This is a genomic window from Vibrio sp. B181a (assembly GCF_030248375.1).
GTDB lineage: Bacteria > Pseudomonadota > Gammaproteobacteria > Enterobacterales > Vibrionaceae > Vibrio > Vibrio campbellii.
Window position 1 is genome coordinate 1 of the sequence record NZ_JAHGAD010000077.1, and the last position, 14098, is coordinate 14098.

Annotated in this window: 13 protein-coding genes and 1 pseudogene; 11 read left to right on the forward strand and 3 right to left on the reverse strand. The window is 43.8% G+C overall.

Features of this window, described 5'->3' with window-relative positions; translation table 11 throughout:
• Positions 1 to 932: DUF4150 domain-containing protein (locus tag KIO97_RS23200; RefSeq protein ID WP_285384057.1), on the reverse strand; the 932-nt coding region annotated here is incomplete at its 3' end.
• A gap of 17 nt (positions 933 to 949) precedes the next feature.
• Positions 950 to 1402, reverse strand: a complete 453-nt coding sequence (locus KIO97_RS23205) for a hypothetical protein (protein WP_021018079.1) — start codon at positions 1400 to 1402, stop codon at positions 950 to 952.
• A gap of 567 nt (positions 1403 to 1969) precedes the next feature.
• On the opposite strand from KIO97_RS23205, the gene KIO97_RS23210 reads away from it, so the two are divergent.
• The 10 genes from KIO97_RS23210 (at position 1970) to KIO97_RS23255 (ending at position 12623) form a co-directional block, all read left to right on the forward strand.
• Positions 1970 to 2212: a helix-turn-helix domain-containing protein gene (locus KIO97_RS23210; RefSeq protein ID WP_285384058.1), complete on the forward strand. Its 243-nt coding sequence runs from the start codon at positions 1970 to 1972 to the stop codon at positions 2210 to 2212.
• Between the two features lie 279 nt (positions 2213 to 2491).
• On the forward strand, positions 2492 to 3085 hold the full coding sequence (locus KIO97_RS23215; RefSeq protein ID WP_045410202.1) for a tyrosine-type recombinase/integrase: 594 nt from the start codon (positions 2492 to 2494) through the stop codon (positions 3083 to 3085).
• Between the two features lie 188 nt (positions 3086 to 3273).
• A complete protein-coding gene (locus KIO97_RS23220; RefSeq protein WP_085343578.1) occupies positions 3274 to 3678 on the forward strand; it encodes a DUF6088 family protein in 405 nt (134 codons plus the stop codon).
• 1 nt (position 3679) lies between these two features.
• Positions 3680 to 4621 (forward strand): nucleotidyl transferase AbiEii/AbiGii toxin family protein, encoded by a 942-nt coding sequence (locus KIO97_RS23225; protein ID WP_285384059.1) that lies wholly within the window; start codon positions 3680 to 3682, stop codon positions 4619 to 4621.
• A 19-nt stretch (positions 4622 to 4640) separates the two neighbouring features.
• Complete coding sequence (locus KIO97_RS23230) at positions 4641 to 6158, forward strand: type I restriction-modification system subunit M (protein WP_285384060.1); 1518 nt, start codon at positions 4641 to 4643, stop codon at positions 6156 to 6158.
• Positions 6148 to 7410: a restriction endonuclease subunit S gene (locus tag KIO97_RS23235; protein WP_285384061.1), complete on the forward strand. Its 1263-nt coding sequence runs from the start codon at positions 6148 to 6150 to the stop codon at positions 7408 to 7410. The genes KIO97_RS23230 and KIO97_RS23235 overlap by 11 nt, the downstream gene beginning before the upstream one ends.
• A gap of 65 nt (positions 7411 to 7475) precedes the next feature.
• A complete protein-coding gene (locus KIO97_RS23240; protein WP_086370888.1) occupies positions 7476 to 8312 on the forward strand; it encodes a hypothetical protein in 837 nt (278 codons plus the stop codon).
• A gap of 42 nt (positions 8313 to 8354) precedes the next feature.
• Positions 8355 to 11660, forward strand: coding sequence for a type I restriction endonuclease subunit R (locus tag KIO97_RS23245; protein ID WP_285384062.1), 3306 nt, complete (start codon positions 8355 to 8357; stop codon positions 11658 to 11660).
• A 2-nt stretch (positions 11661 to 11662) separates the two neighbouring features.
• On the forward strand, positions 11663 to 12439 hold the full coding sequence (locus tag KIO97_RS23250) for a M48 family metallopeptidase (RefSeq protein ID WP_061007686.1): 777 nt from the start codon (positions 11663 to 11665) through the stop codon (positions 12437 to 12439).
• 10 nt (positions 12440 to 12449) lie between these two features.
• Positions 12450 to 12623, forward strand: coding sequence for a hypothetical protein (locus tag KIO97_RS23255; protein WP_170960937.1), 174 nt, complete (start codon positions 12450 to 12452; stop codon positions 12621 to 12623).
• Positions 12624 to 12832: 209 nt separating this feature from the next.
• Here KIO97_RS23255 and KIO97_RS23260 read toward each other — a convergent pair whose 3' ends face one another.
• Positions 12833 to 13414, reverse strand: coding sequence for a DUF2913 family protein (locus tag KIO97_RS23260; RefSeq protein ID WP_274880464.1), 582 nt, complete (start codon positions 13412 to 13414; stop codon positions 12833 to 12835).
• A 313-nt stretch (positions 13415 to 13727) separates the two neighbouring features.
• Here KIO97_RS23260 and KIO97_RS23265 point away from each other — a divergent pair.
• Positions 13728 to 14098: pseudogene (locus KIO97_RS23265) on the forward strand (ISNCY family transposase); the annotation flags it as partial.

Consider the following 14098-nt stretch of genomic DNA (forward strand, 5'->3'; position numbering starts at 1 on the left):
AGCAGCGATTCGGTAGTATGTGGCAAGGGTTGATCAAGGTTGCCAATGAGTGCATCACAGGTCTTTGATACATCGAATGTTGTATCTGGGTGATAATGGGTAAAGTGCTGAATGACCTCGGCACTGACCATGTCTTGGAAATAGCGATCGCTACTCAACGTTTGACCAATACTGCCCCAAGCCGTGCCAACGGTCTCAATTCTGGTTGGCTGCCAAAAGCCGCGCTGACCTTTGGAAGCGATATTGAAAAAATCATCATCCGATTGGCTGTCTATATGGCGAGGGTTATCGCGACGAACCGGAGTCACCACAAACGGGTCTTGACTCTCTTCGACCAGCAGTTTGACCTTGCCACCTTTGAGCGGGTCCGCATCGCTGCGTCCTTTTTCATCCAAAGTGGCTTCATACACCGTCGAGCCTTGCTCATCACAGAGTTTAAATGGCGCATTCACCAGTCTTTGACCATTTGGATGACGCACGCAAACGTCCATGATAAAGGTCTCTTCAAGATCTTCTTCGACCGAGAAAGATGGGTTCTGCACGCCGAAGCACATGGTGTTGCCATTGTTCATGGTCATTTGATCACTTTGGCGTGCCACTCCTTTTCCTTCGATAAGAACATTCGGAGAAGACGTCACAAACTGCGCTTCTCCTTCAATAGTTCCTGAACTCACGCCTTTTTTATCGCCAGCGGCATCACCAGTACTTTTTGAGAACTTACTGCCTTGCAGTGCAATACTATTGCCACCATCGGCAGTAACACTGGTTGAGCCGTCCACCAAATCGGCGGATTTAGCGTTATTGCCGTACGGAATAGGAACGACAGGCTTTCCGACTTTGGTTAAACAAACGTCCGGCACAGACGCATTCGCTTCACCGCCTGAGCCTTTATGTACAATACTCAGCCCATTAGCGCCGATGGTTGATGCCATAATTTTTTCCTTTTCAATCAGTTTAAGCGCACTTTGGTCGCTTGAATTTTTTGTAGCTTATCTGCCGATGTATTGATGTTTTGGGCGGTGGTTTTAACCGTGCCACTTTTAGCCGTCATTGATACTTGAGTCTCCCCTGAGCGTAGGACGACACTTTCATCGCCTTGAACAACCATGTTTTTGGCTCGGAGTATCAATAGGTCTTCCTCTAGTAGAGAGGTGAAGATGTCAACAAGGATAGGAAGGCTAAGATCGCCATCCATAAAGTTGATTTGGCAGTTCAATTGGTTATCAATAGCGAGATCTATGTCAGAAGCTTTAAACGCTCGACCTATGACTGCCCATATAGGCTGACCGATTGGATTCCCATGAAAATTGACTTTAACGCGAGATTTATCTGAGTGAACTTCATAGACTTTACCGATTCGTGGGTAGACCTCTTTTGAAGCATCAGGTTGCGACGATTTCATTGCTGTTTCCATAAACCAAATAACTTTGGATTCTAACAATCGAAATGAATCAAGGCGCTTATTCTTTATGCGGGAAAAAGTGATTCTCGGTAGTGAATTGCACGATATTTCCTTTTCAAAGCACTTTTCGCGTTTTTAAAACAAAGGAAGGGGTCGTTATTTTGTGATATTAACCTTGCACGTCAGACCTTGTAAAAGTGTGACTGAAGTAACAATAAGGCGGTAAGAGAAATCATCTTAATCTATGGCACGGATGAGCACTCTGCCTACAAAGGCTGTGAACTTACTCTCATCCCAATTAACAAAAGATTTAGGGAACTTTCCTGTTAATTCGGACTCCGAGCTTATTCATTTTCTATACAGCTGCGCTTAATTCATGAGCTTTGACGGATACTTCGAAAAAATACAGCGAAAAATGAACGCTACGAGCTCATTAGAGGCACTTGTAGTCTGGCGAAAAAGGATCAACATTGGTAATTCTGGTTTGCCTTACAAAACCCAACAAGGGCGCTTAGTCGCACATTGCTATACATCGTTCAAAGAAGAAAAAAGTAAGAGGAAAAAAGTATGACGACTTTGATAACGCAGGATGAGGTGGTTCAATGTGTGAAACAAGAGCTTGAATTGACAGGCATTGCAGATAAAAAGCATGCAGCGCCCGATCTCAGCCAATTACTACCAGAAGTGAAGTACACGATTGTCGAAGTGCTCTTGCTGCATACCCGAGGCAATCAGGCTCAGGCCGCACGAATGCTTGGAATGAATCGTGCTACATTGCGAAAGATATATAAACAAAGCCTTAAACGATGAATGCTACCTATTAGCAAGAAGCGGCTTTTGCAAAACCTGCCAATCGCTGCATTAGAATGGTACAAAAGCCGCCAAAGAGAACAAAACGTCCTCTATTCTTCCTCAAGATGCCTTATCGAAAGTCTTGGACGGATTTAAAAAAGGCACCAAGAAGGAAAGCGAGACTAGAGTAGCCACAACCAACCGTCAAGCATCTTCTTAATTACCAGCACCACTTTTTCTGTATACCATCCACTAACCTTACTAAGGCCACTTCTAAACTTAGACTGGAGGTCAATTATGTGGACGAAGAAAGGTCATCTAACTGGGCAGAAAAAGCCTTTTAAGCTTGAAGACATATGGCGAATTCGTACTCGGCTCGAAATCGAAGAAAACATCATGGAACTCGCCTTGCTGAATCTCGCCATAGATTGCAAGTTACGATCATGTGATTTGCTTAGAATGAAAGTGAGAGACATATCCTCTGGCGGTGTTATTCAAGACCGTGTGCTCTACAGTCAAAGTAAAACGGGGCGAGAGGTGCAGTTTGAGATCACTTCCCGTACAGCACAATCGTTAGCACAGTGGATCATGAAAAGCCAAATTACCGCGTCAGATTACTTGTTTCCTAGTTCTAGGAAGCAGGGTAAATCCATGAGCTATAGCCGTTATCTTAAAATCATTCGTCGTTGGGCAACAAAACTTGGCTACGACTCATATCAGTATGGTACTCACTCAATGCGCCGCACGAAAGCAACACTCATTTATGCACGGACAAAGAACATCCGTGCGGTTCAATTATTGCTCGGACACGTAAAACTCGACAATACCATTCGCTATCTTGGTGTTGAAATAGAAGATGCATTAAAGATCTCTGAGAATACCGACTCTTGAACTAGGTCAGCATTTGCTATTGGCAATGGCTGAATTAGAATATCGTCACTTAAAGTTATTTATTTACATTAACTTATTTATTTTTAGGTGTATGGCGATGCCGTTTTTCTTCATTCTGTCATGCCGTATCTATTCCTTGAATGTACACGGTCAGTTATACTGCTGTTATTGTACGTAAGGAGGTTCAAATGACAGCAGCAGACCGCATTTATCAAAAGATAAAGCGTTCAAGACGTTATGTATTTGAACGCAAAGACTTTGATGGATTTGCAAGTTACGACCAAATAGGTCGGGCCCTGAGGCAGCTTGTGCAGCAAGGTGAGTTAATGAAGCTTGGCTATGGCTTGTATACCAAAGCAAGAATCAATAGCCTCACAGGTAAGCCTATGCCCACCAATCCAGGTGGTACCGATGCCCTTATGCGAGAAATTCTTAAAATGAAAGGCGTTGATTTTGAGATGGATAGTCTATCGCTACAAAGTCTTTCAGGTTCAAGCACCCAAATTCCATCTTCTATTCAGTATTCATGGGACCCAAAACAGTTTAATCGCAAACTGGTGGTCGGTAGCCGTGTGCTGAACTTACCAAGTTAGTATGAACACACTAAAACAACAGTTCCTTGAGGTTTCCGATGCGCTTGAGCTCGGAAACCCAGCCATCATTGAAAAAGATTACTGGGTCGTGGCTTTACTGGCTGAGCTAGCGAAAGTTTGTCCTGAGCATCATCAAATGGTCTTTTCTGGCGGCACTGCGTTGGCGAAATCAAACGTTAAAATTCTAAGAATGTCGGAAGATGTGGATATAAAACTCATCCCCAACCCAGCATTTGATGAACTGAGCCGTGCGAGAAAGAAAGCCGCGAGAAAGGCATGTGTTAACGAGATTGAACAGGCGATCACCCAGTCAGAGCTATTTACCGTTGAAGAGCGTTCTGTGCGAGATGAGTACCGCTACGTCGAGTTTGAACTTAAATACCCGCAGAAGTTTAGTCAAGCACCCTGCCTTCGCCCCATCATCAAGTTAGAGTTAATCGAAACCATTCCATTACTGGATGTGGAGTCGCGCAGCATTCAATCTCTGCTAGTAGAGTTGTACCAACAACCGCACGAAGTGAGTGCATTTGATTGCGTCTCTATCCATGCCACATTGGTTGAAAAAATTATTTCAATGCTGCGCCGTACCATGTCGGTAAAACGCAATACGGAGCGAAGCGATGATGTTGCTTTAGTTCGCCATATTTACGATGTTCACTGCATAACAAAGCTCTCAATGCCAGAACTCGACTCGATTGACGGTCTATTCAAAGCGGTATTGGCAGAAGATATTGCCCGCTTTGGCAATCAACATGCCGAGTTTGTTGCCAACCCCAAACAAGAGCTACAACTTAGCCTCAAAGAGCTTGAGGAGAATCCAATTTTCCGCCAACGCTTTCAGGACTTTGTCACGCCAATGGTGTTTAACACCGAACCCCATGATTTTGATACCTGCTTTGCCTCATTTAAACGCATTGCAGCATCGCTAATTGAAAAAATTTAACGCTATTCGAGATAACTTAATGCCAAACTCTACTATCAACCAAGATGAAATCAACAAAGCCGTCTGGTCGGCGTGCGATACGTTCCGTGGCACCGTAGACCCATCCATCTACAAAGACTTCATCTTGACCATGCTGTTCTTAAAGTACATCTCAGATGTTCGCCAAGACAAAGTGGAAGAACTTACTAAACAGTTCGGTGACAACAAAGAGATGGTTGAAGCCATGCTTGCCAGCCAATCATTCAAAATTCCAGCAGGTTCAACCTTTTGGGATTTGTATGATGCACGTAATACCGCAGGTAACGGTACTCGTATTGACCAAGCATTACACGCAATTGAAGAAGCTAACGGCACCAAGCTTAAAGGCGTGTTCCAAGACATCAGCTTTAACACCGATAAATTGGGTGATGAAAAGCAAAAGAACGACATTCTACGCCACCTATTGGAAGACTTTGGTAAGCCAACCCTAAACCTACGTCCAAGCCGTGTTGGTTCGCTGGATGTAATTGGTAACGCTTACGAATACCTGATCAAACACTTTGCCGCTGGCAGCGGTAAATCAGCAGGTGAATTCTATACCCCGCCAGAGGTATCGGATCTGCTTTCTATCATCCTAGAACCACAACAAGGTGACAGCATTTGTGACCCTGCATGTGGTTCAGGTTCACTATTGATGAAGTGTGGTAAGCAAGTTCAAAAGAACTTTGGCGGCTCTAAGCAGTATGCTCTGTTTGGTCAAGAAGCGATTGGCTCAACATGGTCACTGGCGAAAATGAACATGTTCCTGCACGGTGAAGACAACCACCGCATTGAATGGGGCGACACCATTCGTAACCCTAAGCTGCAAGATGCTAATGGTGGCTTACTGCACTTTGACGTAGTAACCGCAAACCCACCATTCTCGTTAGATAAATGGGGTCATGAAGACGCAGAAAGCGATCACTTTGGTCGTTTCCGCCGTGGCGTACCACCAAAAACCAAAGGCGACTACGCTTTCATCTCACACATGATTGAGACACTGAAACCAGAGACAGGTCGTATGGGCGTAGTTGTGCCTCATGGTGTGCTATTCCGCGCATCTTCTGAGGGCAAAATCCGTAAACAGTTGATTGAAGAAAACCTGCTAGATGCGGTGATCGGCTTACCTGAAAAACTGTTCTTTGGTACAGGCATTCCAGCGGCAATCTTGATCTTTAAGAAGAAGAAAGACACCAAGGATGTGATGTTCATTGATGCTTCGCGTGAGTTTAAGTCTGGCAAAAACCAGAACGTTCTTACGGCAGAAAACATCGACAAGATCGTGAAAACCTACCGCAGCGGCGACAACGTGGATAAATATGCGTATGTGGCAACCCTTGATGAGATCCGTGAGAACGACTACAACCTCAACATTCCTCGTTACGTCGATACCTTTGAAGAAGAAGCGGAAATCGATTTGATGGCAGTGCGCAGTGAGCGTTTGGCGCTGCAAACCGAGCTAGCCGATCTAGAAGCCGAAATGGCGGGCTACCTAGAGGAGTTGGGTTATGGTGCCTGATTCAATCTCAAAGCTTGATTTAGTGCAGGCTCAGATATCTGAAATTCCTGAAGATTGGCAACTTTGTAAGGTGGGCGAAGCTTTACGTATTCGCAACAATTTTAGAAAACCAATTAGCCAAGAAGTCCGAGAGACTATGAAAGGGCAATACCCTTACTATGGTCCAACTAAAATACAAGATTACATCTCTGAATACGAACAAGATGGAATTTATGCATTAATTGGAGAGGATGGCGATCATTTTTTGAAGTATGCCACAATGCCTCAAACGCAGTTTATCTCTGGAAAATGTACTGTAAACAACCATGCTCATATATTAGAAAGTTCAAGTATCTGTGACTCAGAGTGGTTCTTCAATTATTTTAAGCATAGAAATATAACCAATTTTCTATCAAGGCAAGGAGCTGGACGCTTTAAACTAAATAAAGCCACACTGGAAAAGCTACCATTGCTTGTTCCTCCACTCCCAGAACAACGCAAAATCGCTCAAATCCTTTCTACATGGGATCGCGGTATTACAACCACTGAAAAGCTGATTGATGCCAGCAAGCAGCAGAAAAAAGCCTTAATGCAGCAGTTGTTGACGGGTAAAAAGCGGTTGGTTGACCCGAAAACGGGTAAAGCATTTGAGGGAAAGTGGGTGCAAGGTAAGCTCGAAGACATAGCAGTTATCGATAGCGGCTTTGCATTTAAAAGCACATCATTTGTTCAAGATGATGAAAACTCGGTTCCAATCATCAGAATGAGTGATTTTAAATCTGGAGGACTCGATGTTAAAGAGGCAGCACGAGTCTCAATAGAAACTGTGAATGGACTAGATAAATTTAGATTACATGTTTCAGACTTTGTTTTTGGAATGTCAGGAAGTTTATCCAATTATGGTTGGGTGAAAGACCAAGACATTCCTTGCTATTTGAATCAACGAGTGGGTCGCATTCGAAGTAAAGCAATGGCGATACAAAATTTCGTCACTTACCTATATCTTTCTGAGAAAGTACAACAAAATATTTTGGATAAAGCTGCTGGAGCTGCTCAACTTAATATAAGTGTGACAGATTTAAGAGTCATGGCTATTTCGTATCCGTCAGTTGAAGAACAACAAAAAATTGCTTCTGTACTCACTAGTGCCGATAAAGAAATTGAGTTACTAGAAGCCAAGCTTGCACACTTCAAGCAAGAGAAAAAGGCGTTGATGCAACAGCTCTTAACAGGTAAGCGTCGCGTGAAAGTAGCGGAAGCCGAAGCAGCTTAATCCACTCTCTAAACCTATGTGATGCACGGCCCCACATAGGTTGACTAAAAGCTAGGTAATACACAATGTTAGTATTCAACTGTACAAAAGCCGCTGCGGACTTCTTCACAGTTAAACGCAATGGCAAAAAAGTCTCTCCATTGGAAACGCCGCCAACGGATTCTATCAGTAGTTCTGAACCCGTAAATGCGTTCAGAACCCAACCACCGATGAGTGCTTGGCTGGTTCATGCGGTAAATGTACAACGCAAGAAAGTACTAATCGCCATGCACGTTGAAACTCGCTATTCCATGGTGTTTGTTGGCATTCAAAAAGGGGATTGGCTCGAGTTCACTAATCAACTACTTGAAAGACTATTTAACAACATGCAGTTCTTTGGTGAAGAGTTCGAAATGTGCGATGAAGAGAGCTTTGAAGAGATGTTCAATGAGTTCATCAAACTTCATCCTAAGCCTATCTTTTGTCAACGAGGTGACCGCAGCGTACAAAGCCATATCAATGATGTTGCTTGGCAGTTTGAAGACCAAGTTTACCAAGCTGGTTCTCTACCTGAAGGGCATGAACAGTCAGCAAGCTTTGATGAGTGGATTAACAGTTTAATTCGCTCGACCAAGCAGAAAAAAGATCACTTTCATCCCGATGAAGAGATGTTTATTGATTGGATGCAAACTTATAGTGAGTTGGGCGACAACGAGGACAAACTGATCCGCCAGTTATTTAGTTCTCTACGCCGACAGATGATGCACGCCGAAATGGTTAAGCATGGGATTCCCGATGACAGCTATCTGGACGAGATGAATGCCGAACTTAACCAAGCGATGAATGAATACTACGAAGGAATTGGCAGCATTCCTAATAACGTTATCGATTTCAATCAGGCCAAAAGTCGTAAGCACCATTAAATACAAAAAAATTAGAACGAATCGACAAATTAAGAGATAGCAATGTCAGGCAACTTACCCAACTTCCGTGAAGAGCAAAGCGCAAAAATCCCCGCGTTAAATTTGCTCACTAACCTTGGCTACCAATTTATTCCGCCAAGTGAATGCATGGCAATGCGAGGCAACAAAACCACGGTGATCTTGCCGCAGGTGTTACGCAAGGTTCTGAGCTTTAAAACCTATTCATTTATGGGGAAAGATCGCCATTTATCGCAAGCTGCGATTGATAAAATCGTGCAAGAGCTGGCTAACCCTGCGATGAATGAAGGGCTAAAAGCGGCCAATGAAAAACTCTATAACGCGTTAACTTATGGCATTAGCGTCACTGAGTTTGTCGAGGGCAAAAAAGCTAACCCAACCATTCAAATCATCGATTGGGACACGCCTGAAAACAACCAATTTCATTTCACCGAAGAGATGGAAGTTGATAACGCCCGTGGGACAGGTAAACGCATTCCTGATGTGGTCTGTTTCGTTAATGGCTTGCCTTGGGTAGTGATAGAAGCAAAACGTCCTGATAGCAGCATCAACGGCAAACCCACCATTACCGAGGGTATTTCGCAAAACATCCGCAACCAAAAAGTGGATGAAATCCCGCATCTGTTTGCTTACAGCCAACTGTTGTTATCCATCAATGGGCATGATGGCTTATACGGTACGTGCGGCACACCTGAGAAATTCTGGGCAAAATGGAAAGAAGAAGAAATCACCGAAAGTACCTTTGAACGCCTCAAAAACACGCCATTGAATAACGCGCAACTGAATGCGATTTTCAGCCATCGCACGTCAGCGATCAAAAATGAATATCTATCACTGATTGCAGGTGGTGATTTGGTGGTGACAGATCAAGATCGCTTGTTAGTATCTTTGCTGCGCCATGACCGTTTACTAGAACTAACACGTTTATTTACCCTGTTTGATAAAAAAGCGGGTAAGATTGTTGCACGTTATCAGCAAGTATTTGGCATTAAAGCCTTGGTGGAGCGCATCACCTCTTTTGATGAGAAGGGAGCACGTAACGGCGGTGTGATTTGGCATACCACAGGTTCGGGTAAGTCTTTCACGATGGTGTTTTTGTCAAAAGCCCTGATTTGGCTAAAAGAGTTAGCGAAATGCCGCGTTGTGGTGGTGACTGACCGTGTCGATTTAGAAGATCAGCTTGCTCGCACCTTTGCCTCTGGCGGCGCACTGTCAGATAAAGACAAAAAAGAGGCAATGGCAACCACAGGCAAACGCCTTGCTGAGCAAATTGGGAAAGGCAATGAACGTATCATCTTCTCGATCATCAACAAGTTTGGTACAGCGATTAATCTACCTGAATGCTACAACGATAGCCCAGACATTATCGTATTAGTGGATGAGGGGCATCGTAGCCAAAACGGTGAGAACAACATCCGAATGCAGCAAGCCTTTCCGAAAGCCGCTTATATCGGTTTCACTGGTACACCTCTGCTGCAAGACGATAAAACCGAGAACAAGTTCGGTAAGATCATTCACTCTTATACCATGCAACAAGCCGTAGAAGATGGTACCGTTACGCCGTTGTTGTACGAAGAACGTAAGCCAGACCTCAGCACCAATGACAAAGCCATTGATGCATGGTTTGGCCGTATCACCGATACCCTATCGGAAAAGCAACGCGCTGACTTAAAACGCAAGTTTGCGCAAAAAGGCCAGATCTACCAAACCGAAGGGCGTTTAGAGTTAATTGCGCACGACATTTCTGATCACTTTCAAAACTTTAAGCAGCAAGGTTTGAAAGGTCAACTGGCGTGTGATTCTAAAGCCTCTGCAATCCGCTATAAGAAACTTCTCGATCAAATCGGTAAAGTCACTTCAGTGGTTGCGATGTCGCCACCCGATACCCGTGAGGGGCACGATAACGTCGATAATGAAAGTACCGATCTGGTGCAAAATTGGTGGAAAGAGAACGTCACACAGAAAGGCTGGAGCGATGAAAAAGCCTACACCAAGCACATCATCCAAGAATTTGAAAAGGATGAAGGCCCCGACATTATGATCGTGGTCGATAAACTGCTAACGGGCTTTGATGAGCCTAAAAACACAGTGCTCTATATCGACAAGCCATTAAAGCAGCACAACCTTATTCAAGCCATTGCGCGTGTTAACCGCCTACACAGCAAAAAGCAGTTCGGTTATTTGATTGATTACCGTGGCATCTTACGTGAATTGGATACCACTATTGAGAAATACCAAGATTTAGCTGAGCGTACCCAAGGCGGCTTTGATATCGATGATCTCAAAGGTTTGTATAACCGCATGGACACCGAATACAAGAAGTTGCCAGGTTTGTATGATGACCTATGGGCAATTTTTTCTGGTGTGAAGAACAAGCAAGATGGACAAGCACTGCGTCAAGCTTTGGCACCTAAAATTGATACGATTGATGGTCAACTGACAGATACCAACTTAAAGCTGCGTAATGATTTTTATGATGCGCTGACTGCGTTTGCTAACTGCTTAAAAGTAGCTCTGCAATCGGCTACTTACTTTGAAGATAAGAGCTTTGATGATAAGCGTCAGCTTTATAAAAACACGTTGAAATCCATGAGCCAACTGCGTCAACAAGTACGTGCAGATGCAGAGGAAACCGTGGACTACGACGAGTATTCGGAAAATATTCGCGCCATGTTAGACAAGCACATTGCAGGTGTGTCGATTGAAGAGCCAGAAGGCGCTTATTTGGTTGGCAACATGGGTAAAGATGCCAAACCAGAGCAAATGACCGATGATGAAGCCAATAACAAAAAGGATGTCATCACAGGTCGTGTAACCAAGATGATTGAGCAAGATTTGGCGGATGATCCGTATGCGCAAGAGTATTTCTCAAACTTGTTAAAGCAAGCTATCGAGAAAACCAAGGAGATGTTTGACAGCCCTGTAAAACAGTACCTTCTGTTTGCAGATTTCGAGCAGCAGGTTAAAGATCGAGAGGTAGCTGGAATGCCGACCGATCGCTTCGCAGAACTTGACCCTAAAATAAAACGCCATGTTCAAGCTTACTATGGTCTGTTCTTAAAACATGGGTTGCTAAAAGAAAATGGGGGAGAGCCGTTACCTCTAACCGAAGAGCAATGCTTTCAATATGCGTTAGACATTGATGGCATTGTGCGTAAGGCGGTTGCCGAGTTTTCAATTAACCCATCAGAGATTGAAAACCAGATCCGTTTAGGACTGCTGCCACTGCTGTTTAATGATGTTGGTATCGACAAAGCGCAAGCCATTATCACAGATGTCATTCAGATCACCCGTCTTGGCCTGTCTGGTAACAATACCTCAGGTCACTAAGCATGACTTCGGTTAATCATCAAGAAGGCAATACAGAGGAATACAGCTTCATCTATGGTGATGAAGCTGTTACCTATGAGGTGATCCGCAAGGTATTTGCTGAAGACAAGAAAAAGAAAATCACCATCCGAGTGCATCCAGATTGCCGAGTCGCTGTCACTGCGCCTCAAGATGCTGAAAAATCAGCAATCCATGAGGCGGTCATGCAACGCGCTCAATGGATTTGGAATGCACTGGTCGAGTTCCGATCTCATTTAGAATATGTGCAAACCAAGCACTACGTGAGTGGTGAGATGCAATTCTATCTAGGCCGCCGCTATGTGTTAAAGGTGGTTGAAGACCAAGATGCCACTTCCAGCGTGAAGATGGAACGAGGTAAGCTGTTAGTCACGCTTAACCGCTTTAACGAAGATAAGCCAAAGCTCGTCAAAGCACTGGTATCTGGTTGGTATGGCGTTCGTGCAGAACGGGTTTTCCACGAACGTTTGGCTGAGCTTTTACCGCAGGCTACGTGGGTAGAGGGCATCCCTTCATTTCGCATTATGCCGATGCAAAAACAATGGGGAAGCTGTTCAGCCAAAGGCACATTGATGCTCAACCCTCATCTGATTAAAGCGCCTAAAGAGTGCATTGATTACGTGATCTTACATGAGCTTTGCCACATCGCGGAATACAACCATAGTGAACGCTTCTGGCGCTTATTAACCAGCGTGATGCCTCAGTGGAAAGAAGTGAAAAGCAAGCTCGATGGTATGGCGGAATTGTATTTGAATGAATAAGGATGACTGAATGAGATGTCCTACTTGTGAAAAACAAATTGGCTGGGATTGGCTCGAAGATGAGTGTATTGAACCCAATGAAGAATTTGAGTGCCCTCATTGTGGTGAAACTTTACGTTATGAGATTGATGAAGGCACATATCTTGGTGCCCAACATATAACGATTGAAGTTGTGGATGATTAAAAGTGCGCTACTAACTATTCTGAGTATTAAGCAACCTACAAAGTGAATAGCTATTCATCTTCATAAGTGGCTTCTGTATTGGTTCGAGTAAAAAACTTCAGGGAATAGGTGCTTTACTCTAAGTAAAATTTGTCCAACTTCGAGCTAGCTGGTGAAGCCAGCTCATGTGGGATGAATCATTGGGGTTTAAATGATCGGTAGCCAGTTTTTTAAGCAGGGTGTACTAAGATGTGGGCTTGATGTATCTCGGTGTTCCACTCTTTCATTTCGGCAAGAAATAGGCCGTGAGCATTAATCGAATTGATAAGCTCTGGTGCACGCTCTAGTTGGATAAGCATCGATAGTGGGGTGACTTGATTGTGTTCTTGGTCAAAACCGTGTTCGACTTGTTCCTCTAGCATATAAAGAATCCCAGGCTCCGCTTCACTACCCTCCTCAAACAGTCTTGATTCGATACCCTCTACGTCATAAAGGTGTACGAGTAGGTTATAAAGCTTTTCAGCACCGACGAGTTTTGCATGCTTCGACTGTGAATTAAGTTGATGCAGTTTCATTTCTAGGTTCCCACCTTTTTTTCTTGCCACGCTGAGCATCAGTTTGATGTCTTTTTTGATATTCGATAACGACTTATCGTTGAGCTTTGGCTTAAGGTACTTTATCAGTATGTCATTGCGTGATGTTACTGGAACAAAACGGGAAGATGCGGATACCTGACACAGCAGATGAAGCAGGGCGTGGGTAATGAGGTTGTGAAGGTTGTGGTAGTAGTCAAAGTCTCGTTTGATTTGCATAGCCAAGGTAGCGTTGTGGGTGGATTTTAAGAATATGAGGGCTCGGTGTTTTAAATCAACCGTAATAATGAATTCGGGAGTGGTTTCCCATACATAGGGTTATTCATAAATTACTAATATTCGATTTTACGAAAATGATAATTGTCCAAAAACGTGTTTCAGCGGGAGGAGTGCTTACTGTGATCACCAAGCGATTCTGTCGTACCTTAATTACCAAGCGACTTTGTCATTACACTAACTACCGAGGGAAAATGTCGGGACTGATTTAGCGTACTTTTTAAAGTAATCAAATGAGCTTTAAAGGGTGCTAAGGATGTTCTATATGGATTCAAAATCACAGTTTACTGTCGATATCATTAGCAAAGTCATTGATGGCAAAATTACTATCAATAGTGCTACGCAATTACTGCAAAAATCACGAAGAACCGTTGAACGTTACTTGAGTCGCTATCGCAAGGAAGGCATTCGGTTCGTGGTTCATGGTAACACTGGTCGTGCTCCCATCAATAAAATCCCTGAGTCACTCAAGAAGGAGGTTCAAGGCCTCATTCAAACCAAGTACTACGACTTTAATCTTCAACATCTCTCGGAGCTTTTGAGCAAAAATGAAGGACTGTCGATTAAGCGTGAAACGTTACGTTCTTGGGCTCATGACATTCACCACGCGGCGTTTTTCAAGATAGT